The 26,844-nt window shown below is 52.4% G+C and carries 21 protein-coding genes and 2 tRNA genes; 18 read left to right on the top strand and 5 right to left on the bottom strand.

Translation table 11 applies throughout. The annotated features are described in order from the left end of the window. Nucleotides 1-98 precede the first annotated feature (98 nt). The 7 genes from K3T83_RS21180 (at nucleotide 99) to K3T83_RS21150 (ending at nucleotide 7,901) form a co-directional block, all read left to right on the top strand. Nucleotides 99-1,241, top strand: coding sequence for a BACON domain-containing protein (locus K3T83_RS21180; protein ID WP_220204928.1), 1,143 nt, complete (start codon nucleotides 99-101; stop codon nucleotides 1,239-1,241). A 337-nt stretch (nucleotides 1,242-1,578) separates the two neighbouring features. Next, nucleotides 1,579-2,103 carry a YceI family protein gene (locus tag K3T83_RS21175; protein ID WP_220204927.1) on the top strand — a complete coding sequence of 175 codons (525 nt, stop codon included), beginning with the start codon at nucleotides 1,579-1,581 and terminating at the stop codon, nucleotides 2,101-2,103. Nucleotides 2,104-2,339: 236 nt separating this feature from the next. After that, the gene (locus K3T83_RS21170; RefSeq protein WP_220204926.1) at nucleotides 2,340-3,287 is read left to right on the top strand and encodes a ribose-phosphate diphosphokinase; all 948 of its coding nucleotides are present in this window, start codon (nucleotides 2,340-2,342) and stop codon (nucleotides 3,285-3,287) included. Between the two features lie 68 nt (nucleotides 3,288-3,355). Beyond that, nucleotides 3,356-4,333, top strand: coding sequence for an NAD(P)H-quinone oxidoreductase (locus K3T83_RS21165; protein ID WP_220204925.1), 978 nt, complete (start codon nucleotides 3,356-3,358; stop codon nucleotides 4,331-4,333). Nucleotides 4,334-4,559: 226 nt separating this feature from the next. Beyond that, nucleotides 4,560-5,966, top strand: coding sequence for an ABC transporter substrate-binding protein (locus tag K3T83_RS21160; RefSeq protein ID WP_220204924.1), 1,407 nt, complete (start codon nucleotides 4,560-4,562; stop codon nucleotides 5,964-5,966). Between the two features lie 96 nt (nucleotides 5,967-6,062). Further along, nucleotides 6,063-6,998, top strand: a complete 936-nt coding sequence (locus K3T83_RS21155; protein WP_236064945.1) for a carbohydrate ABC transporter permease — start codon at nucleotides 6,063-6,065, stop codon at nucleotides 6,996-6,998. A gap of 3 nt (nucleotides 6,999-7,001) precedes the next feature. Continuing rightward, the gene (locus tag K3T83_RS21150; RefSeq protein ID WP_220204923.1) at nucleotides 7,002-7,901 is read left to right on the top strand and encodes a carbohydrate ABC transporter permease; all 900 of its coding nucleotides are present in this window, start codon (nucleotides 7,002-7,004) and stop codon (nucleotides 7,899-7,901) included. A gap of 99 nt (nucleotides 7,902-8,000) precedes the next feature. Here K3T83_RS21150 and K3T83_RS21145 read toward each other — a convergent pair whose 3' ends face one another. The 4 genes from K3T83_RS21145 to K3T83_RS21130 all read right to left on the bottom strand — a co-directional run bounded on the left by K3T83_RS21145 (nucleotide 8,001) and on the right by K3T83_RS21130 (nucleotide 11,499). Further along, nucleotides 8,001-8,768, bottom strand: a complete 768-nt coding sequence (locus K3T83_RS21145) for a beta/gamma crystallin domain-containing protein (protein WP_220204922.1) — start codon at nucleotides 8,766-8,768, stop codon at nucleotides 8,001-8,003. Nucleotides 8,769-9,088: 320 nt separating this feature from the next. After that, nucleotides 9,089-9,517: a hypothetical protein gene (locus K3T83_RS21140; protein ID WP_220204921.1), complete on the bottom strand. Its 429-nt coding sequence runs from the start codon at nucleotides 9,515-9,517 to the stop codon at nucleotides 9,089-9,091. A 412-nt stretch (nucleotides 9,518-9,929) separates the two neighbouring features. Then, entirely contained in the window at nucleotides 9,930-10,676 is a 747-nt protein-coding gene (locus tag K3T83_RS21135; RefSeq protein WP_220204920.1) for a 2-phosphosulfolactate phosphatase, read from the bottom strand. Between the two features lie 79 nt (nucleotides 10,677-10,755). Further along, complete coding sequence (locus K3T83_RS21130; protein WP_220204919.1) at nucleotides 10,756-11,499, bottom strand: 2-phosphosulfolactate phosphatase; 744 nt, start codon at nucleotides 11,497-11,499, stop codon at nucleotides 10,756-10,758. A gap of 436 nt (nucleotides 11,500-11,935) precedes the next feature. On the opposite strand from K3T83_RS21130, the gene K3T83_RS21125 reads away from it, so the two are divergent. After that, complete coding sequence (locus K3T83_RS21125; RefSeq protein ID WP_220204918.1) at nucleotides 11,936-14,632, top strand: hypothetical protein; 2,697 nt, start codon at nucleotides 11,936-11,938, stop codon at nucleotides 14,630-14,632. A gap of 55 nt (nucleotides 14,633-14,687) precedes the next feature. Here K3T83_RS21125 and K3T83_RS21120 read toward each other — a convergent pair whose 3' ends face one another. Then, entirely contained in the window at nucleotides 14,688-15,095 is a 408-nt protein-coding gene (locus K3T83_RS21120) for a response regulator (RefSeq protein WP_220204917.1), read from the bottom strand. A 352-nt stretch (nucleotides 15,096-15,447) separates the two neighbouring features. Here K3T83_RS21120 and K3T83_RS21115 point away from each other — a divergent pair, with 352 nt between their 5' ends. The 10 genes from K3T83_RS21115 (at nucleotide 15,448) to hisD (ending at nucleotide 26,516) form a co-directional block, all read left to right on the top strand. Further along, nucleotides 15,448-17,838, top strand: a complete 2,391-nt coding sequence (locus tag K3T83_RS21115) for a helicase-associated domain-containing protein (RefSeq protein WP_220204916.1) — start codon at nucleotides 15,448-15,450, stop codon at nucleotides 17,836-17,838. Then, nucleotides 17,825-20,212: a helicase-associated domain-containing protein gene (locus K3T83_RS21110; RefSeq protein WP_220204915.1), complete on the top strand. Its 2,388-nt coding sequence runs from the start codon at nucleotides 17,825-17,827 to the stop codon at nucleotides 20,210-20,212. Before K3T83_RS21115 ends, K3T83_RS21110 begins: the two co-directional genes overlap by 14 nt. Before the next feature lie 129 nt (nucleotides 20,213-20,341). After that, nucleotides 20,342-20,417, top strand: a tRNA-Gly gene (locus K3T83_RS21105). Nucleotides 20,418-20,441: 24 nt separating this feature from the next. Beyond that, nucleotides 20,442-20,515: transfer RNA gene (locus K3T83_RS21100), tRNA-Cys, on the top strand. Between the two features lie 53 nt (nucleotides 20,516-20,568). After that, the gene (gene recO, locus K3T83_RS21095; protein ID WP_220204914.1) at nucleotides 20,569-21,372 is read left to right on the top strand and encodes a DNA repair protein RecO; all 804 of its coding nucleotides are present in this window, start codon (nucleotides 20,569-20,571) and stop codon (nucleotides 21,370-21,372) included. An 87-nt stretch (nucleotides 21,373-21,459) separates the two neighbouring features. Continuing rightward, nucleotides 21,460-22,881 carry a spinster family MFS transporter gene (locus tag K3T83_RS21090; RefSeq protein ID WP_220204913.1) on the top strand — a complete coding sequence of 474 codons (1,422 nt, stop codon included), beginning with the start codon at nucleotides 21,460-21,462 and terminating at the stop codon, nucleotides 22,879-22,881. 119 nt (nucleotides 22,882-23,000) lie between these two features. Then, entirely contained in the window at nucleotides 23,001-23,231 is a 231-nt protein-coding gene (locus K3T83_RS21085; RefSeq protein WP_220204912.1) for a YgaP family membrane protein, read from the top strand. Then, nucleotides 23,228-23,758: an RNA polymerase sigma factor gene (locus tag K3T83_RS21080; protein ID WP_220204911.1), complete on the top strand. Its 531-nt coding sequence runs from the start codon at nucleotides 23,228-23,230 to the stop codon at nucleotides 23,756-23,758. Before K3T83_RS21085 ends, K3T83_RS21080 begins: the two co-directional genes overlap by 4 nt. A gap of 281 nt (nucleotides 23,759-24,039) precedes the next feature. Beyond that, nucleotides 24,040-24,981, top strand: a complete 942-nt coding sequence (locus K3T83_RS21075) for a DUF6612 family protein (RefSeq protein WP_220204910.1) — start codon at nucleotides 24,040-24,042, stop codon at nucleotides 24,979-24,981. 221 nt (nucleotides 24,982-25,202) lie between these two features. Continuing rightward, entirely contained in the window at nucleotides 25,203-26,516 is a 1,314-nt protein-coding gene (hisD, locus tag K3T83_RS21070) for a histidinol dehydrogenase (protein ID WP_220204909.1), read from the top strand. Nucleotides 26,517-26,844: the final 328 nt, after the last annotated feature.

Here is a 26,844-nt window from a genome sequence, read left to right as displayed (position 1 = left end):
CAGAAAAAAGAGTTTATTCAAAATTACAATGAAATTATGTTCAAAAGAGAAATGCCATTCTTGCGTTGTTAGAGATTGCCGGGAGAAAGCCTGCTCGTATGGAAACGAAACGTTGCCCTTATTGCCATAAATTACAAAGAGCCGAAGCCCAGACATGTAGCCGTTGTGGACGTGCATTTCTGAGCAAAAAGCCAGAAACGCGCACCCGCGATTTGAGGCACACCCCGATTCCTCCTGCCTCGCCACATCGCGCCGGGCACTACGCAGGCTTACATCCTGAAGACCAGCCCTATCAATCGAGCAAGATTGCCGTGCAGCGTCCGCCATTCGTTCAGGATCAAGGATGGCAGCGGCCTCTCCACGAACCCGAACAAATCATCTTGCCCTCCCCCGATGACGAGGAGACGCTGCCAGCCGTATCTCGCCACGTCGTCAACAGACCGCAACAACCAGTTCCGCCAGTTCTCCCACAAAAAAGAGCGTCGTTCGCAGTTCGGCCCGTCTCGTTCATTCTGGCTCTCTCGTGTCTGTTCTTTCTGCTGGCAAGCAGCATTATCGCCTTTGCCCTGATCGGAAAAAACGCTTCTATCTCCAGCGCGGAGGTCGAGGCCTCACCCAACGCAATACGTGCGAATGACATCTTCACGCTCTCGGGTCAGGGCTTCACCGGCGGACACTGGCTCACGTTCAGCTATGATTTTCGCCATACCGTTTTTGATAGCAATCAGAGGCCATTACAGGTACAGGTGAGCGAGGATGGCCGCTTCAGCACCACAATTCGTGTCTCCACCGACTGGGGTGTTGGACGACACTCGATTTATGTGCTGGATAGTGCGCAACAATCGAGCATCTCGACCTTCATCACCATCGAACCTGCACCTGGCAGCCAGCCCCATCTTCAGATACCGGTCGCAGAAGTCAGCTTTGGTCAGGCAGAAGCGGGCGTCGTCTCGAATAAGACATTGACGCTAACAAATACCGGGGGCAGCATGGTACGCTGGCAGGTTAGCAGCGATCAGAGCTGGCTCACCGTTTCTCCTGATAAAGGAATGTTTGCGGGTAGCACGAACGTTCAGATCAACATCAACCGAGAAAATCTGGCTCCTGGACCATATCTCGGCCATATTACTTTTCGACAAAACGGAGATAGCGCAACAACTCACATAGTACAGGTGACAATGGAGGTCGAGGCAACGCCGCCAACACCAACACCAACAGCTTCATTACCTCTCGCGCAATAAGCAACGCGAATATCCCATTAGACAGCATGCAGTTCAGTATAGATTGTCCGCGCCTGCTGCTGCGCTGTTTTCAACCGTTCCTGCTCCGCCTGCTCTATTCGCAAGCGCATGATCTCTTGATGTGCTCTTTCGCTTTCCTGAACGAGTCGTGCCTCTCTGCGCTGTAAATCGTTGAAATGAGGAGCCGAGGACTCGATAACACATAAGCATCTTCCCATCACGACGTTACTCGTAAAAACTCAGGTACTTGACAAACTGATTTCTATATCATATATTAACTATAGTTAAATTAGCAACTAATAAAAAATAACTCTGTTAGTTGAGGAGGATATTTTTCATGGCCTGGGAAATTGATGCAGCCCACTCGCAAGCAACATTTGCAGTCAAACATATGATGATCAGCACAGTGAAGGGACATTTCAATGTGTTGAGCGGTAGCCTGCATATTGATGAGCAGAATCCCGCTAATTCCTGGGTGGAGGCTCAGGTCGAAGCTGCCAGCATTGATACACGTGATGCCACTCGTGATGGACATCTCCGCTCACCCGATTTCTTCGATGCAGAGAAGTACCCGGCAATCACCTTCAAAAGCACAAAAGTTGAGCATGTAGAGGGTGATGAGTATAAAGTGACGGGCGATCTGACGATCCGCAATGTAACGAAGCCAGTCGTCCTTAAAGCCGAATATACCGGTCAGAGCAAAGATCCCTGGGGAAACACCCGCGCTGGCCTCACGGCAACCGGAAAGATCGATCGTACTGAATTTGGCATGACCTTCAACACCGCCCTCGAAACCGGCGGCGTCATGGTTAGTAACGACGTAAAGGTTGAGATCGACCTGGAAGCAGTCAACAAAGGCTAAATTATCTGGTAAAACAATAAAAAAGAGCGGTTACGACTTAAACCAGTGTTGTAACCGCTCTTTTTTGCTGCCTGGAAAATTGCCAGTCCCTTTGGGCTGGCGTTTTTGCTCAGTTCGTTATAAGATTTTTTTGCATCGTGCTTGCAATGATCGTCTTTGCCGTGATCGCCATTGTGGGTACAATAATGCTATCATTGTATTTGCTTATCGTCTCTGTAAGTAGAAGGAATTATGGCATGGGTGAAATTACTATTTTTAGTGGTAGTGCTCATATAGAACTGGCGCAGGAGATCTGCCATTTTCTCGGTGTTCCCCTCTGTGAAACAACCATTCGACGTTTTAGCAATGATTGCCTTTATGTACAGATGAAGGCCAATTGTCGCGAAAACGATGTCTTTCTCATACAGCCTCTCGTTCCGCCAGTGCAAGACCATCTCATGGAGCTGCTCTTTATGTTAGATGCAGCTCGTGGTGCTTCGGCACAGCGGATCACGGCGGTCATTCCCTATTATTCGTATGCTCGTTCCGATAAAAAGGACGCGCCGCGCATCTCTATTGCAGGTCGGTTGGTGGCCGATCTGATGGCGACGGCGGGTGCTGATCGCGTGCTGGTTATGACGCTACATGCGGCACAGGTGCATGGCTTCTTCAGCGTGCCAACCGATCATCTCAATGCGTTGATCGTACTGGCACGCCATTTCCGCAAATATGATCTCTCGAATACCGTCGTCGTCTCGCCCGACCTCGGCAATGCCAAATCCGCCTCTCAGTTCGCGCATCTGTTGCGTGTGCCAGTGGCAGCTGGCAGCAAGCAGCGAGTCAGCGACGATAGAGTTATTATCGATACAATCGTGGGCGATGTAGAGGGGAAGGATGCCATTGTGATTGACGACGAGATCGCCAATGGCGGTACAATTATCGAGATTCTCGAACGGTTGCGCGAGCGCGACGTGCGTAAGATCTCGATTGCCTGCACACATGGCTTGTTCACCGGCCAGGCAATCGAGCGGCTGGGAGCGCAATCGGACGTGGCCGAGATCGTCACGACTAATACTGTGCCTCACCCGCTTGAGAAACGTCTGCCCAATATGACGATTCTCTCGATTGCGCCCTTGCTGGCTGAGGGCATCCGGCGCATCCACAACGGCGAGTCCATCAGCAGTTTGTTCACTGATACAATGTAGAAGGGTGAGATACTTTCACCTCATTTTTCGAGCAACATTGCAACTATTTCGTGAAAGGCAGTGATTTTATGCGAGCAGTTGTGATTACACGGCCTGGAGGACCGGACGTATTAGAAGTACATGAGGTTGCGGTGCCTGAGCCAGCGGCGGATCAGGTGCGAGTACGCGTGCGGGCGGCTGGCCTGAACCGTGCCGACCTCTTGCAGCGTCAAGGCCATTATGCGCCCCCTCCAGGAGCGCCAGCAGATATCCCCGGCATGGAGTTTGCCGGGGAGGTTGATGCTGTGGGACCGCTGGTGAGCCAGTGGAAACCCGGACAGCGCGTGATGGGCATCGTTGGAGGCGGTGGGCAGGCAGAGTACGTGCTGACACATGAGGGATTGCTGATCGAAATTCCCGAAAATCTGGACTTTGTGCAGGCGGCCTCAATCCCCGAAGTCTTTATGACAGCCCACGACGCCCTCTTCACTCAAGCGGGATTGCAGATGGGAGAGCGCGTCCTCATTCATGCAGCTGGTAGCGGAGTTGGCACGGCTGCCATTCAACTGGCACACACCATTGGGGCTGCCGTCTACGGAACCTCGCGCACACCAGACAAGCTCGAACGAGCCAAGCCACTCGGCTTAGATGTAGGACTGACAGCGCAAAACTTCGCCAGCGAGGTGTTGCAACTGACACATGGCAAGGGTGTGAATGTAGTGCTGGACTTCATCGGCGCGGCATACATGGAGCAAAATCTGGACGCGTTATCGCCCTGGGGACGGATGGTTTTCCTGGCAACGCTTGGTGGTGCAGAGGCGCAGGTCAACCTGGGGAAAATGATGGGTAAGCGCATCCAGATTTGCGGCGTCACCCTCCGCACACGCACGCTGGAAGAGAAGCTAACCGTGACCCGCCTCTTCGCCCAGCAGGTCATCCCCCAGTTCGCCAGCAGCCGCATCATTCCAGTCATCGAGCAGATCTATCCGCTGCATGAAGTAGCTGAAGCGCATAAAGCAATGGGTGAGAATAAAAACTTCGGCAAGCTCATCCTGAAAATTGACTGAGTTCCTCGCACGATCAAACACAAAAGGGAGCGGCGAAGGAGAGAAGCTGTTCGTCAATTCTTTTCTTCGCCGCTCCCTTTTGTGTTTATCCCCTTATGAATCCTTTCGGAGATTTTGCTATGAAAGCTACTTGTAGCAAACGAAAGGGTAATGTTATTATTAGTTCTATCACATGAAACGCTTGTCGCCGATGATTTGTTGAATAGTATTTTCTAGGAGAGAAAATATGGCAGACAATCGTGAGCGAGCGGGCAGACGCAATTTCACGCGTCGCGAAGTCTTGAAGACTTTTGGCATGGGAGCCACAGCACTCTCGCTCTCCAGTTGTGGTTTTACGCTGGGTAAACCCTCGGCAACCGTTTTGCAGGCTCAAGGCAAAGAAGCAGCAGCCGGGCGTAAAACCGTAATCGAACTGTACAATATCTTTGGTGGTATCGACAACATCCACTGGATACAGTTGGCGCAACGCTTCGAGCAAGCTCAGCAGGACATTGGCATCAAGATCACCTATGCCCCGGCTGGCAGCAGTGGCGGCGGTGATAACCCGAAGCTTCTCACAGCAATCGCTGCCGGTCATCCCCCTGATCTCGCGCAGATCACCCCTTTCAGCACGCCTCAATTCGCCTCTCTGGGCGTCATGACCGATCTTACCCCATATTTGCAGCGCGAGGGACTGGGAGCCGATGATTTCTTCACAGCAGCCTGGAACGACATGAACTGGCAGGGGAAGGTATGGCAGGTCCAGTGGGATGCCGATGCGAACTTTCCCTTCTTCTGGAACAAACAGGTCTTTGAGGATGCTGGCCTCGATCCCGACACGCCGCCTAAAACAATTGAAGAGGTTGACGAGTTCTCTAGAAAGATCAACAAGCAGACAAATGGGAATATCTCGCGCATTGGTCTGATCCCCTGGGATAACTACGGGTTTAGCAACTCGCTCTTTACCTGGGGCTGGGCCTTCGGCGGCGAGTTTTATGATCGCGAGAAGCAGGTGGTCACGCCAGATAATGAGTATATCGTGAAGGCGCTGGAATGGATGGCAAATTACGCCAAAAATGCTGGTGGTGCCGACAAACTGGCGGTCAGTCCACCCAATCTACAGCTTCACGTTTTCTCTACTGGTAACGTTGCAATGGCACCTATCGTGGCATCGCAATATAGAAGTATGGTCCAGACTAAACCCGACATGAAAATTGGCGCTGCCCTGCTGCCATTCCAGGGACCGGGGGCAACCGCACCGGGCGCTGGAGGTTGGCTTGGCGGTTGGAGCCTCTTTATCCCCAAAGGAGCAAAAAATCCCGATGCAGCCTGGGAGTTCATCAAGTGGGTTTCAGTCACCGATGAGGGCTTACGCGCCGCATGGGAGACGGTTGGTTTTCCTCCCGCCTATCGCAAAGCGCCAGTTCTAGAGGACATCAAAAATGATCCCGTGATGGGACCATACTACACAACCCTGATCAATGCCAAACATTCACGCCCCGCTATCCCGGTCGGAGCCTTTTATACTGGCATTCTCGACCAGTTCGTGAGTGATGCCATCTATGGTCAGATGACACCTTTAGAAGCGATGAAGCAAGCAAAGGCTCTTACTATGAAAGAGTGGGAGCGCTTTAACCGCGAACATGGTCTATAGCTACTGTGACATGAGCAGATAGACACACATCAATAATTGTTGTGCGTAGATTGGACTATCGTTTCTCTCACGGTCGCACGAACGAGGAGGTTATAAGTGACCACAGTTAGCTCAACACAGATGAGCCGAACCAGTCAGCCACGGCGCAGTTCGCGGGCACGACGCAATTTTCTCTGGGGACTCTTCTTTACGTCGCCTGCCATCATCGGGCTGCTGCTCTTTGTCGCCTATCCGGTGCTGGCCTCGCTCTACTACAGTTTCACCAGCTATTCGTTCTTCGGGGATTTCAAATGGATCGGGCTGGTCAATTATGTCGATCTAATCTCCGATGACAACTGGTGGATGTCGCTTGGCAATACGGTATACATCCTGATCTTTTCTGTTCCGCTGGGCATCATTCTTGCCCTTGCACTGGCCCTGCTGCTTAATATCAAGACGCGCATTCAGGCCATCTACCGCACTATCTTCTACATCCCTAGCATCATGCCGATTGTGGCGGCGTCGGTGGTGTGGAGCTACGTAATGAACCCGCAGTATGGGATTCTCAACAACATGCTGCGGGCGGTTGGCGTCGATGGTCCGGGCTGGCTTTCCAGCATCTACTGGTCCAAACCAGCCTTTATCCTGATCAGCTTGTGGGGCGTTGGCAACCTGATGATTATCTTGCTGGCCGGTTTACAGGATGTGCCACGCGATCTGCATGATGCCGCACAGGTCGATGGGGCCAATGTCTGGGAACGGTTCTTCCATGTGACGCTACCCTTCCTCAGCCCACATCTGCTCTTTGCCCTGGTCACTGGACTGATCGCCGGCTTCCAGTACTTCACGCCAGTCTATGTGTTGACCAACGGCAACGGTGATCCCGCAGGCTCCGCGCTCATCGCTCCCCTCTATCTCTACCAGAACGCCTTCCGCTACTTCAAAGTGGGCTATGCCAGCGCCATCGCCTGGGTTCTCTTCATCATTATCGTCATTTGTACCGCTCTGGTCTTCCGTTTCGTCGGCAAACGCGTCTATTATGGAGGTGCATAAGTAATGGCAACCACGTCAAACATCACTATTCAGCAATCCACCAGCGATGCCAGCCAGAAAGAACAGAGCCAGCAGAAGATCAATAGACTGCTCCAGAAGATCGTAACTCACGTGGTATTGATCATGTTAAGTCTGATCTTCCTTATGCCTTTCTTCTGGATGGTGACAGGCTCGTTCAAGATCGATAGCCAGCTCAACGCCTTCCCGGTCGTCTGGTTTCCCGATCCGGTAACGCTGGAACACTATCTCTACGGCTTAACGATGGTGCCATTTGGCCTCTACATCATCAATACGCTGGTGATCTGCCTGTTCAGCGTCATCGGGGCGGTTTTCTCCTGCTCGTTCGTGGCTTATGGGCTGGCAAAGATCGACTGGCCGTTACGCACGCCGCTCTTTGTCCTGATTCTCAGCACCACCATGATCCCCTTCTATGCAACGATGGTGCCGCTTTTCTCAGTCTTCCGCACGCTGGGCTGGACCGATACCTATCTCCCCCTGATCGTGCCACACTTCCTGGGCGTTCCCCTCTACATCTTCCTGCTACGCCAGTTCTTTATGACCATTCCTAATGAACTGTTGGAGGCGGCACGTATTGATGGAGCGAACGAGCTGCGCATCTTCTGGAGCATCGTGCTGCCTCTCTCGAAGCCTGCTCTGGCGGCAGTGGCACTCTTCCAGTTCTTGAATAGTTGGAGCGACTTTCTCGGACCTCTGATCTATCTGAGCGATACCACAAAATACACGGTCTCGCTGGGCCTCTCGTTCTTCCAGGGCCAGTACAAGACCGAATTTGGCCCATTGATGGCCGCGAGTACGGTAGTGGTGATCCCGGTGATCATCCTCTTCTTCTTCGCCCAGAAGACCTTCATTCAGGGCATCACCCTTACCGGCGTTAAGGGCTAAACACCAATCAGGCAAACAAGCGCTTCATGTTGATGATGGAACGATATCGTGTGTATCGCTCCATCACTTTTTCGCCCTTTTTGACAACATGCGCAATGATTAGTTAATTGTAATTTGCCTGACCACCGGGATAGTATCTATATCGTAGCAATGGTTCCTATCAGAAAAATCTTTCTTTACGAAGGTTGCGCCATTGTCAGAAGTTCCAATGACGTACCCGGTATTGTTCCCTGTACACACTTTTGAAACGTTGTAAACTGTTACAAGCAGCGTTCCAGCCTTCGCAAAACAATCCACATGTCCGCCATTATCAGTAGTTAGATCAAAGTAATCATCAGATTCAACCATTCCAGTAAAGCTATCAGTGTATGGACATCCATTTACACGGTAGATATCACCAGATGGGCTACCCAGGCTTACAGTACTACCACCTGAAGTAGTACTGCTACCTGAAGTAGTTTTACAATTCAAAGTATAGGCATTATTCAACTGGTCATATATCCACTTCGAAGGCTGCATTAGATTTGATAAGTAGAGCGTGGTCTCATTTGCAACATGAGGATCGTTATTGCTAGGGACGAGAAAGCACATTGACGCATTCACACCAGTACAAAGTAAATTATATCCCGTTTTATCATCACTTCCCTGCAAAGTCCCTTTTAATGCTGCATCTGTTACGTATGTAAAGTCCAGCGGTACATTTCCGCCACCACCATCTTTCCAGGTCAATTCGCAGTTTCCAGAGGGAGGGGGAGCCTCCTGCAAGGAGGCGGCCTTTGCTGTAGAAGAACTTGCGCCAGCAACAAAGAGCGCTGTTCCGAACAGAACGATTACCACAGCGCCCCATTTCAAAAGTTGTGTTCTCATTCGCACCATGATTTCCTTTCACAAAATTGCATGTCTAATGACGATGCTCATTATCAAGCATACTGACGAAGAACACTCTCTTTGGGGGGATGCGAGGACATTTTTTGCATGCCGCATTTCCGAGGTCTAGCATTTTTTCAGCGTTTTCCTCACTCACCAACTAGCAAGGGTGATAGACAATATCGTTCCGTCACATTTTTCGCTCTTGCGGGCTTCGGAAGAGCCATCGCATACTCGGCAATGGCTCTTCGTTGGCGTTGAAATGTGTATGGAACCTGGCTGCTTCATATGATTGATAACTCAAAGCGCTAAGGTCCATCTCAAAGCGCAAACGTCATATTTCCGTCGCACCACACAGAGTTATATTGACCATTCAAATGGCTATATACCCACGGTGAGGTTGCCTGAATGTTCACCAGGTACAGGGGAGTCTGAGAGGCGGCAGGTAAAGCTGAAACATTACTGTTAGGCATGAGTATGCACCCTGATGTCACCTTTACGCCAGTACCACAGAGCAGATTATAATCCTGTAAGGTCTGTTTTAACCCCGCATCTGTTACGTAATTCGCATACAGTGCGATATTTCCACCTCCACCATTTTTCCAGGTCAATTCACAAGTTCCAGCAGGTGGTGGAGCCTCCTGTAAAGTGGCTGCCTTCGCTGTATATGGACTTACGCCAGCAGCAAAAAGTGCCACTCCGAGCAGGACTATTGCTATAGTTCCCCATTTCAAAAGTTGTGCTTTCATTCGCATCACGAGTTCCTTTCATGAATTTTGTCTTCTTAGCGACAATGCTTTGTTCCAAGCATACTGACTGAAAGCTCTCTCTTTGAGGGGATTGTAGGGAAGCTTTTTGCGTGTCGTATTTCCGAAGTTCGTATTGGTAAAGGATAGTATCATGTATAGTAGTTAGTCCGGTGCTTTTACTCACAGGAGAATCTTAATGGTATCACCACACTATCCATATATCGAGGTTGAAGATTATCTAACGCTTAATCGAAACAGCACAAAGCGGCATTATGAATATTTTAACGGTGAGTTGCTCATGCTGACAGATAGCAGTACCTACCATTCCATATTCAATTTCCGGTCGCCGATGTATATGAAGATATCAACTTCGATACCATGAACGCCCACGATTTAGAAGATTAGACGAGCCTCAGATCGGGACACCAATCATCAACAGCCCTGTCTCAACGTCTCTCCCCAGCACTTGAGGCACAAAGTTGCTCTGGCTGATGCGCATACAAAATTCTAGATCTTCCTGTAAGCCTGCTTTTCTCACAGAGCGAGCGGAGTTACAATACTCCAACAGCTTTGGTGGAGTATACGTGTGGTAGAGAGCAGCGGCAGCGAGGACGCTTTCGTGAACCTGCAACGCCGGGTGCTGACGTTGAAGTTCGAGAGCGAGATAGCCCGCACAGGTGGCATCGTCGAGCGCGAAATAGCCCACCTCCGCCGCACAAACAATGGCGATATTACCCTGGCGTTCTGCCGCATCGTGAAGCGCCTGCGCACAAACAGCCTCAGCATTATAGAAGCAACCAGCCAGCCGCACGCTCTGCTCAGGACAGGCAAAAAACGCACGGGTGCCGTTCGTCGTGCTGAGAATCAATTCTCGACCACTGAGATCAAGTTGCGCGAACTGCACTGGAGAGTTTCCATAGTCAAAACCGGGCAAAGGCAAGGCGTTGCGTTCTCCACAGAGAAGGCGACCAGGAACTCGTTGCGCGGCCTGCTGCGCCTGCTCAAGCATATCAGCGATCAACACATAGCTCGCCCCTCGCTCAACAATGGTCGTCAGCGTGGTTGTTGCGCGAATAACATCGATCACGATATACACATCATTGTCTGAGGGCTGAACAGCAGCGACCTCTGCCGGGCTGAAATAAATAGTAAGCTGCACGATGTCTCTGGCTCCTTCGCAATCACTTTTTATAGTGAATGTTACCACAGGCTTTCATTGCCTGACAGAATCTCGCATGTTAGGCGCGTTGTAAAAGCAAAAGACCAGTCTCCTGCTCGCGCTTGATCACCGTTGGAACACTATCGCTGCCATCTTTCTGCAAGCAGAAATCCAGATCGCGCTGCTGTCCAATAGCGATCAGATCGCGTGCGGATTGCGCGTATTCGATTAGTTTGGGGAAAGGATAGGCTTCATAGAGAGTGATCGCGGCATGGGCGTTATCATGAAGCTGCAATTCGGGAGAGCGCTGCTGCATTGTCAGCGCCAGATAACCAGCGCAGGTGGCATCTTCAAGGGCAAAATAGCCGTACTCGGCAGCGCAAACAATGGAGATATTGCGCTGCTGTTCGCGCGCGATACGTAAGGCGTAGGCTGTGACGGCCTCAGCATTATAAAAGCAGCCAGCTAGCCGGGTGCTATGCTCTGGACAGGCGAAAAACGCGCGGGTGCCATTGCTGGTGGTCAGGATGAGATCTCTGCCCATCAAATCCAGGTTGGCAAATAACGCAGGTGAATTGCCGTAATCAAAGCCCGGCGGCGTTTGCGTGTGGCTCTCTCCACACAGAAGACGACCGGGAATACTTTGCGCTGCCGAGAGCGCCTGTTCAATCGTCTGAGCAATCAAGATCTGTTTCGCGCCAGCATCGCACATCACGGTCAACGTCGTGGTGGCTCGCATGGCATCGATCACAATGTAGATATCGCGCGCGGGAGCCTCAACCAGAGTCAGTTCAGCCGGATTAAAGAAAATGTTAAGCTGCAAAAGTTCCTCCTATGACGTTCTTTTCTTTACTGCCAGTATTTTTTCAAGTAGCCTTCTTCAAGAATACTGGCAGCGGTGCCATATATATTGTAGCGTTTTGATGATAGGTATCATCACAGGAGGCACATAATGATGTCTAATGGCACATGATTCTTCCTGGCGTGCTATCTCGAAATAGCCATTTGAGGTGATAGTATTATCAACCACATTTGCAGGGTGTATACTTGGAACGAAGCATGATTGCCTGTGCATCAGAACATGCACTAAGGATACATAAAAGGTCAATCATATATTGACACATGCACACACATAATTACTCAGACAGATTGATGGACACGCCCGGAGATAGCAGTTTGAGACGGAGAAAGCGCTTTGCAACGCTTTCCAGGATATATTTTCAAACAGCTGTTGGATTTTATTAAAGGCGGTATTTAGCGTGACAACTCCCTATGATGATAGACAGAGAACAGGGCAATTTCCTGGGTCTGATGGTACGTTTGATGAGGGAGGGTGGGAAAGACCTTCACAATTTAGACTTCACGCTGCAAAAAAGCCGGGCAGCGTCTCACAGTCCAATCTGCAAACTCCTGGTTCTCCTTTCGCTCCTCCGGCTTCGCAACCATTGCCGCCGTATCCAGGCGCAACGAACCCTCGGCAACCAACGCCCACAGGAGGGCTAAACACATCTTCACAGTTTAGAATGCCAGCCGTTGGTCCCAACCCAACCCGCCCACTGCCAACTCCACCCCAACCCTTCTCGCAACCGTTGCCCGGTGGACAGCAAAACGCCGCGTGGCTGACTGATTCTCGACCTATGCCTTCACAACAACATCAGAGTGTGTCGCCGAACGCCGCGTGGTTGACTGATTCTCAATCGATGCCTTCGCAACAACATCAGAACGCCGCATGGTTGACCGACTCGCAAGCTATGCCTTCTCAGTCACATCAGGGGACATCGCCACAGAACACCGCATGGCTGACCGATCCACATAAGAGCGTTGCCCCAACCAATGGACCACAGAATAACGTCTCATGGCTCACCGACCCGCAAAGAGCGGTTTCGCCACAGCAGCATCAGGGCGTATCTCACCAAAGTGGACAACAACCAAGTGTGCCCTGGCTGAATAATGCACAGGCGACCGGACAGAACAACGCTGCCCCCTGGTGGCAGGATTACGTAGCAGATCAGCCGCAACCCTTCTCGCAACAGCTCTCCCCGGTCCTGTCTGATGGGCATCTCATGGTTCCCTGGGGATTGCCACAGGTCACAGGAGAGCAACAGGCAGTTTATCCACCAGATCAGGTGATTAGCGGCGAGCAACCGCAGATTGCATGGAATCAGGGCGCGACCGCCCATCAAAACGCTTACGGTGGCATGTACACTAATCAGATGTATACAACCGGCGAGCAGGGAGCAGTCACCTGGGGAGTGCCAGCCATCCCGTATGCGGCCCCGCAAGCCTTCAACTGGAACGATGTGATAGCGACGGGAGAGCGCCGCGCGGTCACGTGGGAACAGCCAGCGGAAGAGGCCGCCTCGCTGCCAGAAGTACCCTCTAGAGAGGGAGAGGTCGAACTGCCACGCCTGGAACGCTATACACCGATGCTGGCATTTCTGATGAATGTCGGTCTGGTGGTGATGCTGCTGCTGGCGGAGAACACAGGAGCCTTCATCGGGATCACCAGTAGTTTCTGGCCCGGCAGCCTCAATCGCTCTCTCAACGATGTCACCCACACAACCACCATGTCGCCATTGCTCTTCGGCACCAACATGGCCCTCTTCCATGACTGGGACGAGTCGATATTGAAGTCAGCCGAGGCAAGACAGATGCTCAAGGACGTGGGCGTGCGGGTAATACGCATGCCTACACGTGGTACGCTGAAAGACGAGACGCAGGTTGCAGCGGCAAATGCGATTAAAGCGGTAGGAGCCGTGCCACTGGTCGTGTTAAGTGGTCCCGAATATAAAGAGGGCAATATTCTGACGCGCAACAGCCATCTTGTCAGCCTGATTACTGGCGTCTTTGGGAACCAGCCGGTCTACTACGAATTTGGCAACGAGTCGGATTTGCAGGGCATCACAGCCGACCAGTACGTCCAGATCTGGAATCAGGTGATCCCACCGCTCAAGCAGATGTATCCGCAGGCCCGCTTTCTCGGCCCGGATATGTATCAGTTTAACCGCCGTTATCTCAAAACCTTTGTGCAGAACGCGAAGCCACGACCCGATGGAGTAAGCTGGCACGAGTATACCTGTAGTATTCACTGGTCCGCAGATTTCTGCCTCGCCAATATCGATAGTTGGCCCATGCACTTTGCGCAGGCTCGGGCCGCGATGCGCGAGGCCATTGGCACGGAGATCCCTATCTGGGTGACGGAATACAATTATGCATCAGACCAGATGCTCAGCAACGACAAACCCATTGATGATGGCAAATTGAGCAACCCTCAGTTTATGCAAACCTGGATGACGAAGGCGATGCAAACGCTGGCAGAGGGCCATATCTACGCAGCACTACAATACTATGCCACCAATCCATCCATGCCGCTCTTCACCTCCGATGGCACAATGGGTATCGAGGGCAAGATTTTCCAGCAAAACTATAAGAAAATCGTCATGGATGGTTACACACCGCCGCAATCATCGGGTATCCTGAGTACCACAGCCCTTAAACCAGGAACAAAGGTTGCGGTCTCCTTTGAGGGACAGGATACAGCAGGCTGGATCTCGACCGGAGGCGGTATCTCGCATCCCCAGATCTCGACGGCGAAAGCGCTTGATGGCAGGCAATCCTTGCAATTCATGCTCACCAATGCCAATGAGGACGACACACCCTATATATCAACAACAGTGGATAAACTACCAAATGTACCAGAACCCGGCAAGCTGATCCATGCCTATGTCTATGTTGCCAATCAGAAGGCGCTGGTCAACGCCAAGCTCTTCGTTGGCGAGTCAGGGGGCAACTGGTTCTATACCAACGAGACGACACTGACCCCCGGCACCTGGAACCATCTCTGGTACTCGCTGCCGACAGACTACAAAGGGACGACGGCCACGCTGGGCATCCAATTCCACACCGCAACACCCGGTGTCAACAGCAATGTCTATGTGGATGCCCTTTATTGGTAAAGGGAACGCCACATTTGCGAATGGACGCCACTTGTGAGCGGCGTCCATTCGCTCATTATGAAGTACCACCCAGAATGAGCATATCGATGGTTTGTAGTAGATCATCGATCTCAAATGGTTTCTGGATGCTCGCTATCCCACGTTGCTGAATCTCTTTTCGAGGCAAGGCGGCGCTCAACATCAACACGGGAAGATTTTGCAAATCTTTATTCTCGTGAATCCTGTCGTAGAGATCCAGGCCATCCATGCGTGGCAACAGGTAATCGAGCAAGATCAAATGTGGCTTCACATGTTGTAAAAAATGCCATGCTTCCTGACCATCAGAAGTATGATAGACGAGGTAAGATGTTTCTTGCTTCAAAACATTAAACAGCATGGAAGCATGTATTTCATCATCTTCTACCAGCAAAATAAGTTTTTTATCATCTGCAAGAGAAAACGATGAAAATTGCGAACTATCCATAGAGTACCATCCTTTGGGGGTTGTGATCTATTGTCATCTGTTCAGCCATTAACAAAAACGACGAACGATGAAAGAGGAGCGTCCAGATAGAAAGCAAGCGCAAAAGATACGTACCTTTCTAATTAAAACTGCTGCGTTCGCGCTTAACACGGCAACACTTCTCAGAGAGTTTCAAATAAGACATAAAACAGTACTATCTAGTTATGTATTATTCTATTGCATACACCAGTTCCCTCTCAAAGCTCTCTCGAATCAAAAACGCCTGGCTGTTTGGATTGACCAGGATCAAAAGACGTGCTATTATAGCGCAACATGAGTCAACGCTCGGTATATTGTTGCAGGCAAATCATCTATGCAAAATGTTGTACCTGGAGTTCTCCAACGTTTACGCGCCGCCGATATCATTCGTATGGCCGGTTTAACAGCCGCTTCGTTAGGACAGGAATATAGTCGCCAGGGAGCAGTCCACCAGCCAGAACGTACAGGCACGCGTCTCTCCGGTGTTATCGATACATCACATATCTCCATTGCAGGGAGCCAGGGAGAAGATGAAGAGGAGGGAGCCGAACCCGGGCGGCACACCTTCACCGTTGAGGTCGATATCAAGAGCGCCACATCCTGGGAGAGTACCTGCTCCTGCAATCCGGTCCCAACACAACTCTGCTCGCATGCAGCCAGCCTTCTCTATCATTGGCTCGCTCATCCCGCAGCATTCACCACGACACTAGAAACACCTGCACCAACAGAGGCGACCAAACGAGCAACCCATGATGAACAGAAATCGATCAAAACATCGCAGGGAGCAACTCCGATCAAAACGATGCAAAGCGACCCGGTCCCCGTTGGCGATCTGCTCAGTATGCTGGGACAGATGGGGTTGAGCGATCTGCGAGCAATAGCGCGTGAATATGATATTATCCCTAATGGTTTGAGCAGACAACATCTGGCCGTAAGCGTGCAAGAAGCCCTACAACAACCCGAAGCGGTGCGACATGTGGCAACCACGCTGGAGAAGGCACAGCGCCAGTTATTGGCTGCGCTGATCCTGGCAGGAGGCGTGATGAACGATGACGATTTGCGCGGCCTGTATGAGCGCTTCTCGCTTGGTCAACCCAACCAATATCAGCATATTTTGATGGCCCTACAAAACAAAGCATTGCTGGTTCGCGCCAGTTTGAGCAGCACATCACATCAAAGAGCTGGCTCAAGCAGTGCTCTCTTTGATGTGGGCTGGTATGTGCCCCTAGAAGTGCGCACCGCCCTGCGCGTCATGGTTCCTGTAACGCGCTTTCAGATTGAGTCCAGCGAAGAGAAACCAAACGTACAATCCAGCACGCCATTTCACCTGCTGGCCGATCTGTTACTGGTTGCGCGAGTGCTTGCAGGCTACCGACTCGAACAGCAGGACGAGTGGCTTGAACGCAAAGCAGGTGGCCGCACTAACGAGACCATGCCGTCGCTACGTATGCCAAGCAATAGCGATGGTTCAGCGCCGATCCCGCCACCTGCCGATATGCCATCACCTGCAATGATGGCGCTTCTACAATCTTCGTTGAAACGGCCACCAGCCTTTTTGCGTCTCGCGCTCCATCTGCTCTCGATGGCAGGCATTGTGCATCAAGACGATAGCGGCACGCCCTATCTCCGCGTCCTGCCTGATGCTGCGCAGCTGTTACTGGGACCACGTTGTCAGGAAGCGGCGCGAGACCTCTTTGAGCTATGGTTGACGCGATCATCATACGACACCCTTTTTGAGTTGCAGGAAGAAGGGGTGCGTTTGCGCTGTCGGGCGACCTCGCTCAACATTCCACTGATTCGCCAGGGAGATCTGGATGTTGAGAACAGAGAGGCTCTGCAACTGGTGGTGGAACTGCTGACGCAAGCTCCCTCCAATCAGTGGATCAGCTTTCCAGCCTTTGCGCGCTTCTTCTACCGCCTCAATCCCCTCTTTTTGCAGAAGCGACAACGCCACTTCTCCTCGCCGCACTGGTGGTTGGAGTTGGAAGAAGGACGGCCGTTGCGCCCGCTCAATTTGAGCGATTGGTCACGAGCAGAGGCACATTATCTGGCCCGCTTGCTGCGTGGACCGCTCCACTGGTGGGGGATTTGTGATACCGCGAGCGCCGCTGATGGTCGTCTGCTCGCTTTTCACCTGACGCCCGCCGCAAATTGGCTACTCCATGACAATACCTCTATCGAGCAAGAAGAGGTGCTGAATTACCAGGGTCGTGCAACTTCGTTAGAAATAGTAGATAGTGAAGAAATTCTCGTCACGTCCTCCACGCGCTCCTGGCCAGCAATCGACGTGATGGATCAATTCGCGGAGGCTGCGGGTGTACAGAACAGCCGCCTTCGCTATCGTTTGACACCAAAGGCTCTGGGAGAAGCCTTGAGTCAAGGCAAAACGGCAACACGCCTGCTAGATCTGTTGCATCAACTGGCAGAAGAACAGAGCGCGGAGAACGACACGCCTCTATCGCAGATGCTAGCACACCTGGAACGCTGGGTTGCCAACTATGGACGTGTACGCCTCTATACCGGGGTTACACTGGTCGAAACGGCCGATACGCTGGTGATGCGCGAGTTACTGGCCACCACCACGTTACAGGACCATATTGTACAAAGCATTCATCCAACATTGCTAATTCTCAAGCAGGCTGGGGCTGAGCAGGTGATCGATGATCTCAAGCGACGCGGTCAGTCGCCTCTTTTACATCACAAGGACTCATATGGAACAGAGTGACCTTGACCTGTTACAAATGGTACCTTCCTATCATGTACAATCGGTGGCCAAAACCAGACTCGGCGCTTCCTTCAAAGGATACAGCATCGAGCCTTCACCGAACATTTCCTCTTCTTCGTCAACCTCCTCACCTTCCCTACCCAACATCGCCGAAGCCCTGTTTGATCCTGCATCGGTGAAGCGCGCACTCCAACACTTGAGCGAGACGGAGCAATTGATCCTGCGCGAACTGGTCAACTGCGGTGGGCGCACCAATAGCCGCGACCTGGCTCTTTATTTCAGTTGTAGCGGCCTGTTAGCTCCTGTTCAAAAATCCGAGGCGGGAACAGATTTGCGGGGAGAAACCATCGATCCGATTATCAGCAGCGCATCAGGCCAGCTGCTCCACTATCCCACAGCCCATCCTCATGGTATCTTTGAGCAGTCTGTGCGCCATCTGCTGGTGCTGGGACTGGTCTTCTGGGGCAAGCAAACCAACTTTTCGGGACGCGATTATTCCAGCGGCGTGCACGATGGCGTGCTGATCGTTCCAATTGCCGTCAGAAATGTTGTGCGTCAGGAATGGCCTCTCTCAGAAACGGTGCTTCCCGAAAATAAAGAAGTAGGAGAGCAGGCACGAGCATTTCAGCGCACACTCTACCTCTACTGGTCGATGGCTGCCTCGATGCGCGAAGGGCTGTCGCTAGTCAATAGTGGCCTGCTGGCTCGCTCGTCCTTGCGCCACGTCGTCGAGCATCTGGGGAGCCGTTTGCATGCTGAACAGACACGCGTTGAGAGCGATACGCCGCTGCTGGTCTTTGTGCGCCTGCTCTTGATGAAACTTGGTCTGTTGCAAGAACGACGCGGCAGCATCTATGCGCTTCCTGCCGAAGCATTCTTTGCTCTACCCCTCGTGGAACGCATACAACGCTGCTATCGCCTATATGTCGAGACTCCGTTCTGGAACGAGTTGCTCTACTTGCCCGATGTTAATGTACGGCCCGGACCGCAACCGCAAGATTCCGCTCACGAGGAAGTAATCAGAGCACGGCACATCAGCATAGATCGTGTACTACAAGAAACGCCGAATGAGTGGCACTCGTTCCCGGCCTTGATCGCCCGTACCAAGCTCTACGCCCCCTATCTGCTTTTCCCTCGCCAGTATGGATCACGAGCCGAACGCTATTCCAGCGGCAGCAATCCCTATGGCTGGGATTTTCGTCTCCGGCGTGGCTGGCTCACTCATCGCGAGGGCTGGCATATGGTGGAGGGCGGCTTCATCCGCGCAGTCGTGGCGGGACCACTACACTGGCTGGGACTGATTGACCTCGACCACGAGGAGGGACCTGGAGCGTTTCGCCTGACCAACGATGTTCTCTCTGTCGCTGCAAACGAGCAGCCAGTCACACACGACGAAACCACATGGGGCCGTTTGATTGTTCAGCCGAATTTTGAACTGGTGGCGCTAGCCCCTGTCTCCGAGCTACTACTTGTGCAGCTTGATCGCTTTGCTGAGCGTGTGAGCCTGGAACATATCGCTCAATACCGCGTCACAAAGGCCAGCATCACACGCGCCATTCAGAGAGGCTTGCATGCCGAACAGATTCAAAAGGTACTTGAGCAGGCAGCCGGTGGCGAGATCCCTCAGAATGTCCGCTACTCGCTGGTGGAATGGGAACGGCAGGCGCGACGCATCGAGATCTGGCAGGAAGCGATTTTGTTGGAGGTGGACGAGGAAGAACTGGTGGACGATTTGTTTGCGCATGAGGAAACACGCAAGCTTTTCAAGCGCCGTCTCGCCCCTCGTCTGGTCGAGGTCGCGCCCCAGCACCTCGAAGCTGTCCAACGCATGCTCTGGCAACGCAACTATCTACCCGCGTTAAGCACGGTTCCCGCTCAGGAGACCAACGATACTGGTCGAGCAACTACCCACGAAGCACAATGGCGGCTGCACGAAGATGGTCTCTTACAACCGCTCTACGCCGTTCTAGATCTCTATCTGATAGCGGAGGTTGAACGCTTCAGCCAGTTGGACGAAGAGAGTGGGTGGCAACGAATCACGCCGGAGTCGCTACAAAGCGGGTTGCAAGATAACTCGCTGGCAACAATTCTGCGCTTCTTACAAGTCTATTGTGATGGTGGCATCCCTGGCTCTCTGCTGATTCGGCTCAAATTGTGGGGGAGAGGCTATGATCGCGAGGAGATCGCCGTCGAAACGACCCCTATGCTGCGTCTCCCGTCTCAAGTCTTGCAAGATCTCCAAAACGATCAAGAGATCCGGCCACTGCTGGGCGATGAGGTAGAGCGAGAAAGCTCCCTGGTGCGCGTCGAAGCGGATCAGCTTGAACAGATTCTCGCCCTCCTGCGCGCGCGTGGCTTCCAGCTTGAAGAATGAGGGAGCCGGTACAAACAGACAGATTTTTGAATCCCTGCCAAATCGCAAAAGAAAGTGTTGACAAATCGCCAGAGCTATGATATCTTAATGATGCGCAAACGAGACGCACTGAAAGTGCAGGAACGCATTGCGGGAGTGGCTCAGTTGGTAGAGCACTTCCTTGCCAAGGAAGATGTCGCGGGTTCGAGTCCCGTCTCCCGCTCCAATCCCCATTTATTGTGATAGCGATGGCGACGTCGCCAAGTGGTAAGGCACGGCTCTGCAAAAGCTGCACCAGCGGTTCGAGTCCGCTCGTCGCCTCCAGACAAGAGACGTGATAAGCTTATCACGTCTCTTCTTTTTTGGTAACAACATCCATGCGACAGCAACGTAGTTACTCCACCGAAGCAATCGTACTCAAACATTCCGATCTGGGCGAAGCTGATCGGATCTTGACGCTATTCACTCCCCGCAAAGGCAAATATCACGCGATAGCCAAAGGCGCACGACGACCCATTAGCAAAAAAGCTGGCCACCTGGAGCTACTCTGCCATAGCCAGTTGCAAATGGGCGTTGGTCGCAACCTCGATATCATCACTCAGGCCCAGGGCATCGAAAGCTTTCGTTCTATGCGTGAGGAACTCTGGCATATGACCTGCGCCTTCTATCTGGCCGAACTGGTAGATCGCTTTATCGAGGACGACGCCGAGCATTTCAACGTCTATACCCTCCTGCTACAGGCACTCCACGCCCTCGAAGCAGATGCTCAGGAAATCCAGCAACAGCGCGCAGAGGGCAACTTGCAAGCCGATCACGAGCGTGACCGCACATTGTTACTGATGCGCTACTTCGAGATTTATCTACTCTCCTATATTGGCTACGAGCCGCTGTTTCGCACCTGCGCCCATTGTAACAGTGAGTTACAACCCGAAGAGAACGGCTTCACCCCTTCGCTTGGCGGCGCGCTCTGCCCAAAATGCGCACATCTGTGGGGCCAGCGCCTCTCGATGAACGCCCTCAAAGTCCTGCGGCTATTGCAGCGCACCGACTGGGAACGCGTCCCTCGTTTTCATCTCGATAACCGCCTCCATGCCGAGATCGAGAACGCCATGCATGGCCTGTTGCGCTTCCACCTCGAACGCGATCTCAAATCCTGGAGCTTCCTGGAGATGTTACGCTAACCAGACAAACCTTTTCCCATATGGTATTGTTACAGAGGGATACGCCAATCCTACCTGTATTCTTTGCATTTTCAGTGGGAGGTTTCTATGAGCGATGCTGCTCCTGATGTGCCATCGGAGCTTGCCGAACAACCAATCGTTCGGCGCACCAACGGCGGCTACGCCTATTACGTCTTCTGGGTCATGTTTGGCGTCAATTTTTTGAATTATCTGGACCGCTATGTCCTGACGGGAGCCGCTAACGTTATGGCAGGCGAACTACACTTCGACCTCAGCGGCATCGGCTATATTACCTCAGCATTTTTAATTGTCTATACACTTTGCGCCCTGCCGATGGGCATCTGGGCAGACCGTGCCAGGCGCAAAGATATCGTTGCACTAAGCGTGGCCGTCTGGAGCGTGACAACGGCACTGACGACGCTAGCGACGAACTTCTGGACCCTCTTTCTATCGCGCATGATTCTCGGTGTTGGCGAAGCTGGCTATTATCCCGCCGGAACCGCCCTGCTGAGCGATTATTTCAACCGCGCTCGTCGCAGCCGCATCATGAGCTGGTGGGGGTGCGCACAACTTGTAGGAATTCTGGGCGGCTATGGCATTGGTGGAACGCTGGCCGGTCTCTATCCGGGCGGCTGGCGACTAGCCTTCCTCCTTACGGGCATCCCCGGCCTCGTGCTGGCATTCCTGATGTGGCGAGTGCGGGAACCACGACGCAATCAGGCCGACGAAGAGGAGAACAGCGAGGCAGAGGCGCTGGCAAGCGCTCAAGAGGCTACTCATATGGTTGTGGTGCCACAACGAGTGTTGAGCCAGTTCTGGACGCTTCTACGGATTCGCAGCCTTTTTGTCCTGATCGTTATGCAGGTCTTTGCCTTCTTCGTACTGGGAGTCAATACAACCTTCCTGCCGACCTATCTGCAACAAAAAGACACCTTTGGACTCTCTTCGACAAACGCTGGTCTCTATTCTGGTGGCGTGATCGTCGTCGCTGGCATTGCCGGAACGATCCTGGGAGGATATCTGGCAGATATCCTCAATCGACGCCATCCGGGAGCGCGGGTGCTGGTCTGTGGTATCGGCTTCCTGCTCAGCGCTCCGGCCTTCGCGCTGGCCGTCACCACGCGAGACTTGCTCACCTTTACGCTCTTCTTTGTGCTGACCGCTCTCCTGCTCAGCATCTACCTCGGTCCCAGCACGGCAGCGACTCAGGATGTCGTCCCTTCAGCCCTGCGCGCCTCTGCCGTTTCGCTGACGATGTTGATTGCTCATCTTCTGGGAGATGCCTTTGCACCTTCTATTGTCGGCGTTATCGCCACCAGTTTTGATCCCACTCATGGTGGCCACTTCGCCGCAGGATACGCCGGGCAGGATCTCAATCTCGCCCTCCTGTTTACCTGCACGCCTGCTCTGCTCGTTGCTGGCCTGATTGGTATCTTTGGTGCGCGCTGGATGGCAACAGATATCCTCGCCGCAGAGCAGGCAGATAAAAGAGCAGGCATGGCTCCCTAGAACAATGGCGATCATCGGAAAGACCAGGGGCAATTTGCAGGATGCTGAATCCTTTCGGCCTGTGCTGATCTCTTATTAGAGGAACCGTTACTGTGTATCAAATCTATAAGGAGATAGACATGTTGTACGTAAAAAACGTTCCTCTTTTTGAACGTATCCTGCGCGCCCTTCTTGGCCTTGCTCTGGCAGCAAGCGCCCTGTTCATATTCCTCCAATACGCATCTTTCGCGTGGCCAGGCATCCTGTTGCTCCTCTCAGGACTCTTTATTGCTGCTACTGGCTTCTTAGGATGGTGTCCGGCCTGCGCTATGGTTGGACGTAAGCTCAAATCGAACCAGCACATACAATGAAGCCATTGCCCAACACCCGGCTCATTAACGATGCGATCAGCGGTGATACTGAAGCAATAGAACAACTATTGCTTCAGTATCATCCATCTGTGATCCGCTTTGCGCGTGAATTCTGTGCCACGCCCGAAGATGTCGAGGATGCCGTGCAGGAAACGCTCTGGATTGCCGCACAACAGATTGGCACTTTGCGCGTGGCATCGGCGTTCAGTTCCTGGCTGTTCAAGATCGTGCGCCATCAATGCTTCCGGCTACTCAAACTTGCCCGACACACAGGTTTCACCAGCGAACTGCCTGAAATTGTCCCATCCGATGAGGATACCGAACGCCAGATTGCTCTGCGTCACGACCTTACAGCAGCGCTCGCAACACTACCGCCATCACACCGCGAGGTATTTTTCCTGCGCGACCTCGAAGAGTTGCCCGCATCAGAGGTTGCGGATCGGCTTGGTATTACGGTAATGACCGTTAAGAGCCGCCTGCATCGCGCTCGCACCACACTACGTTTGAAACTTCAGGAGTGGAAATAGTGTAAAAAGATATATATAAATATATTTCAAAAACAAAACCTGCTTTCATCCAAATATAGAAATATTGTTAGATTGACAAAATAGCTGCATCTCTGTATAGTAGTGGGAGGGACGCTTTCAGCCATGATTCCATTCCGGCTGAAAGTGTTGTCGAACGAATCGTCATGATACATCTTGAACACTGTCGGCAAAGTGGGGCAATCTGCATTGCTGCATATTTTTACCTGTGGCAGGATGTATCCGTAAATCAAAGGGGTTTTATGGAAAGGGGTTCCTTCTTCATGAAAGTACGTTACAGGTGGTGCGGCTCAATCGCATTGGGAATAATGGTTTTGCTTCTGCTAAGTGCCTGTGTGAGCGCGAATAACTCTTCGCAAACAAATACAGCGAATACAGGTAAGACGCAAAGCACCTCGACGAAGACCGCACAACAGGTTCTTGAGAGTAGCGTGACCGCGATGAAGCAATTAAAAACGACTCATTTTGAGATGACCACTGTCAATCAAGTGAGTAGTAGCAGTCCATCACAGCCAGCCACAACCATGAACCTGAAGAATACAGGAGACCTGATCTTTCCCGATCAACTCTCGATGCAACTCAATATTGGTCAGGCGAGTGCAAATCCGAGCCTGAAGCTGGCTGAAATCGAGACGGGACAAAAAATCTATATCCAGAATGCGAAAGGCAAATGGTTTGTTCTGGACAATGCAGCGGCAGAGGCAGGGGCAAATCCCCTGGCGGGAGCCAATGTAAGCAACTATAACAACCTGCTCACTCTGGCGGAAAAGGCCAAACTGACCGACAATGGTAACGCGACCATGAATGGTGTCACTTTGCGCCATATCACTGCCACTTTCGGCAATGATGCTCTGCATGACCTGCTCACCGCCACTGGTCAGCTCAACGCTCTTCCCGCACCAGAGCGTACGAAATTGGAGCAGGCGCTCAAGAACGCAAAACTGCAAAACCCGGAGCTACATCTCTGGATCGATGAGGCCACCTCCTATGTCCATCGAATGGAGTTGAAGTTCATCATGAACGTCAATAACAGCACAGCGGCAACAAAGTCGGAAGGCAAGGCCGTCAGCGCATCTGTCACGCCATCTACCTCATCAACCAACATTGACACTACCATCGACTACAGCAAGTTCAACGATCCGGTCAAGATTGTTGCACCAACTGGTGCTGTTTCGACCTCGGACGTCGCACAAATCTTTCAATAAAGATGGGTGGAACTGCTTCACTACCTGTGCACATACTCATGCACAAGCACAATGGACCTCGCGGCCTCTGCCGTAGAGGTCCATTTAATTTCTCGCGCTCTGCTGTAGACAACATCCTGGATGTCGCGTATCATGAAAGGGACGACCGATAACAACGCACGCGTTATCTGGTTAAAACTCATTATTTCTAGAGAGATGCACCCGACAAGGATATAAGGAACATGATTCATTTTTACGAATTATCCAGACTTGACTCAGCTCAGCGTGGACGCCTGTTGCGTCGTTCCGAGACCGTTATTGATGACCTCCTCGATTATGTTCGCCCCATTGTGAGAGATGTACGCGACCGGGGAGATAAGGCGCTACTCGAATATATCGAGCGCTTCGACCATGTGCGCCTGAGTGCGGATCGCCTGCGCGTGCAACAAGCCGATATCGAGCGGGCCTATGAGTTGCTGGATAAAAATGTCTATGCTGCCATCAAGCAAGCAATCCAGAACGTGCGCACGTTTCACGAACGCCAGCTCCCTCACGAGCAGTGGTTCACCGAGATTGCACCAGGCATTACGGCAGGCGAGAAGATCACACCTATCAGCAGCGTAGCCCTCTATGTTCCGCGCGGCAAGGGAGCATTCCCCTCGGTCATGTATATGCTGGCAACACCGGCCAGTATCGCAAAGGTTCCACGCATCGTCGTAACCACGCCTCCGGGACCGGATGGCGAGATCGATCCGGCCTCGCTGGTGGCAGCGGATCTGTGCGGAGTGCATGAAATTTATCGCGCCAGCGGAGCGCAGGCCATTGCCGCCCTCGCATATGGAACCGAAACCATTGCGCGCGTCCACAAAATTACGGGGCCGGGCAACCCATATGTCTCAGCCGCCAAACGCCTTCTTTATGGCACCGTCGATGTCGGGCTGCCCGCAGGGCCAAGCGAATCGATCATCCTGGCCGATGAGCATGCCGATCCCGAGTTGGTAGCGCGCGATCTGCTGGTGGAGGCCGAACACGGCCCCGATTCGTCCGGCCTGCTGGTAACAGATAGCCGCGTCCTGGCCGAACAAGTACTGGCGCTCCTGCCCGACAAAATCGCGGCCCTGCCAGAGCCACGCCAAAGCTTCTGCCGGACAGGTTTTGAGAGCGACAAGGGCACAGGAGGGATCATCCTGACGACGACAATGAGCGAGGCGGTCGATTTTGTCAACGAATATGCTCCCGAACATCTGGAGGTCCAGGTAAGCGAGCCGTTTGCTCTGCTGCCCGATCTTAAGAACGCAGCGGAAATTTTGCTCGGCCCCTATACACCGATCCCAACGGGAAACTTCAGCGTCGGCACCAACGCAATTCTCCCAACCGGCGGTTTCGCACACACCTATTCCTGCACAACGGTATATGATTTCCTGAAGCGAACGGGAGTGGCCTATATGACCCAGGAAGGCTATAAAGCGGTCAGCGAGACAACGCGCCGATTGGCCGAATTTGAAGGCTTCCCCGCCCACGCCCGGGCCGTCACCGAGCGCGTAATACGCCGTTAGAAGATACGAACCCGTAGCGACAATCCCTTGCGGTTGTCGCTGGCAAAACATGGATGCCCGGTTATTCCAGCGACAACCGCAAGGGATTGTCGCTACGGGTTCGTATAATTGGTTGAGAATATAGCCAGCACAGGTTGTACGAGCAGTAGTGCTGTGGTACCATATTGGTAAAAATGGTGGATTTTTTCGATCATGTGATATATTCTCGATAAATAAGATGGGAAGAAGCGGTTGAGATTAAAGGAAGTGAGCAGAATTGTTAGCCAGACCGCACTCTGGCAGTGGAATAGGCTACTGCTCACGAACAGAAAGATGTGTTATAATGCCC

The sequence above is a fragment of the Reticulibacter mediterranei genome (assembly GCF_016587455.1).
The sequence above is the reverse complement of the archived record's forward strand: the minus strand, read 5'-3'. Positions and strand labels throughout refer to the sequence as shown.